The organism is Cyanobium sp. LEGE 06143 (genome assembly GCF_015207535.1).
Taxonomy (GTDB): domain Bacteria; phylum Cyanobacteriota; class Cyanobacteriia; order PCC-6307; family Cyanobiaceae; genus NIES-981.
Genome location: NZ_JADEWP010000260.1, coordinates 1 through 2597, shown reverse-complemented (window position 1 = coordinate 2597; position 2597 = coordinate 1). Strand labels below are relative to the sequence as shown.

Below are 2597 nucleotides of genomic sequence, written 5' to 3'. Positions count from 1 at the left end.
CCGTCGCTTCGCTCCTCCAAAACCGCCCCAAAGCCCAGCGTTATGTGTACATGAATTCCAGCTCGGAGATCGGTAATGGAAGATGATTTTGAAGTCGAGATGAGCTCTCTATGCCAGAAACTGACGGCTGACGGCAAAACCGTCGAAGTGGAAATTTACCGTGGCGACAAAGGTGGCTGGCTCTTAGAAGTAGTGGATGAGTTTGGAACCTCCACGGTATGGGACGACGAATTCGATACAGACCGTGCAGCCTTGGAAGAAGTACAGGCCACCATCAGGGATGAAGGTATTGCGTATTCCGGCGAACGTGACCGGTCATTCCGGGGATCGTGACCGATTTGCACACGGCCATCACGCTGGAGTCGGTTTTGTACTCTGAGCGGTCACGATGGGTCAACCGATTCCGTATTTTGTGCTTTGGCTTTGCGCAGTGATTCCCCCTTCAGATTGAGTCGGTGAGCGCCGTGCAGSAGMCGATCCAGGATGSCGTCGGCGARCGTGGCGGAGMCGATGTAGTCGTGCMAGTGCTCCGTGGGTAGCWGGSTGGCGATGAGCGTTGAGCCTCGCCCGTGCCGGTCTTCGATTACTTCCATCAGGTCCTGGCGTTGTTGTGCGGTCACCTTCTGCATGCCCCAGTCGTCCAGGATCAGCAGATCCGTCTTCAGCAACTGGTTCATCAGTCGTGCGTAGCTGCCATCGCCGTGAGCGATGCGTACCTGCTCGAACAGGCGGGGCACCCGCAGGTAACGCACCGACAGTCCCTGCCGGCAGGCCTGGTTAMCCAGAGCACACGCCAGCCAGGTCTTGCCGCAACCGGTTGGTCCGGTGATGCACAGGTTCAGGGATTGGCGGATCCAGTCACAACTGGCCAGGCCGGCCATTCGGGAGCGCTCCAGCCCCCGTGGGTGGCGGTAATTGATGTCTTCCACGCAGGCCGGCACCCGCAACCGGGCCGCCTTCAGCAGCCGATCCAGGCGGCGGTTTTCTCGGTGCAGCACCTCCCGGTCGATGAGTAAGGCCAGGCGTTCCTCGAACGCCAGGTCATGGGTGTCGGGCTGTGCTCGTTGTTGTTCCAGGGCATCGCACATGCCGGTCAGCTTGAGCTGGCGCAGGGTATCGAGAGTGTTTTGAGTCAACATCAGTTTCTCCGGGATCAGTGGTAGTAGCGGGGGCCGCGAACGTTGGTGTGAACGGGCAGATCGGCCAGTTCCGGTTCTTCCTCGGTCAGTGGCAGGGGGAGCTGATCCAGGCCCTGCTTCAGGATCGAGGTGATGCTCTGGTAGCTGGCCGAGTTGATGGACAGCGCCCGGGCACAGGCCTGCTCCAGCCGGTCACGGCTGTAACGTCGACTCAGGTTCAATAGCCCCAGGCAGGCCCGGTAGCCATGTTCGGGATGGGGGCGATCCTTGAGCTGCCGTTGCACCACGTCGAGCGTGGCGGGGCCGATGTCCGTGGCCCAGTTCAGGAACCGGCCCGGCGACCAGTTCTGATGGGCCTGGTGGGACTTGGGCATGTGCTCGGTCAGGGTGACGAAGCGGCCTTTGCCGTGACGGGAATGAAGGGCGACCCGCTGGCCCTTGTGCATCACCTCCACGGACGTATCGGTCACCCGAACATCCAGCTTCACGCCCACGAGTGCGTGAGGCACGCTGTACAGCCGTTTGTCGATCTCGATGTGGTAGTCGATGCCCGGTCGTGCCTTGCGCCACTCGGCATAGACGTAGGGCGTTGCCGGCAGTGGTTTCAGCGCGGGTCGGTCCAGCGCTTCGAACAGGATCTGGCGGCTCTCGGAGCGCCCCTGGAACGGGCGCTGGTTCAGCGCCGGTAACAGTCCGGCGATGGCTGCGTTTAGCTCGGCCAGTGAGAAGAACGTCTGATGCCGCAACCGGGCCAGGATCCAGCGTTCAACCAACAGTACGCCGGCTTCGGCCTTGGCTTTGTCCTTGGGCTTGTAGGGGCGTGCCGGCAGTACCGCCGTCTGGTAATGGACCGCCAGTTCCGCATAGGTCTCGTTGATCTGGGGCGTGTACCGGTCTGCTTTGGTGACCGCTGCCTTGAGGTTGTCCGGAACCAGTAGTTCCGGTACGCCACCGTAGAACGCCAGCATCCGCTGGTGAGAGGCGATCCAGTCCGGCAGGGACTGGCTCCAGGTGGCCTCGGCGAAGGTGTAGCTGGACGCCCCCAACACGGCCACAAAAACCTGGGCCTTGCGCATCTCGCCGGTGCTGCGATCCACCACCGGAACCGTGGGCCCGCAGTAGTCGATAAAGATCTTCTCGCCGGCCCGATGGACCTGGCGCATGCTACGCCGCTGCCGACCACGCCAGAGCCGGTAGTGGTGGCAGAACTGGCTGTACCGGCGAGCCTTGTCGCCGTGGCGCTCCACATATTCTGCCCAAAGCAGTTGCAGGGTGACGCCCTTGGTCTTCAGCTCCTGATGGACCTGGAAGTAGTCGGGCTCGGCAAAGCGTGAAGGCGGCGTTTTGGCCGGGAACAGCTGGGCTTCCAGCCGTGCTTCGTCCGTGCCTTCCGGCAACGGCCAGGTGATGCCCTGAGCGGTGGCCAGACTGACGTATTTACCGACCACACCCTTGGAA

At 61.9% G+C, this 2597-nt stretch carries 3 protein-coding genes; 1 reads left to right on the top strand and 2 read right to left on the bottom strand.

What is annotated here, in order from left to right:
- Positions 1–75 precede the first annotated feature (75 nt).
- Entirely contained in the window at positions 76–333 is a 258-nt protein-coding gene (locus tag IQ216_RS13240; protein WP_193815842.1) for a hypothetical protein, read from the top strand.
- A 50-nt stretch (positions 334–383) separates the two neighbouring features.
- On the opposite strand, the gene istB is transcribed toward IQ216_RS13240, so the two are convergent.
- Both istB and istA read right to left on the bottom strand, forming a co-directional pair.
- Positions 384–1139, bottom strand: a complete 756-nt coding sequence (gene istB / locus IQ216_RS13235) for an IS21-like element helper ATPase IstB (protein ID WP_193815841.1) — start codon at positions 1137–1139, stop codon at positions 384–386.
- A gap of 14 nt (positions 1140–1153) precedes the next feature.
- Positions 1154–2597: IS21 family transposase (gene istA / locus IQ216_RS13230; protein WP_193815840.1), on the bottom strand; the 1444-nt coding region annotated here is incomplete at its 5' end.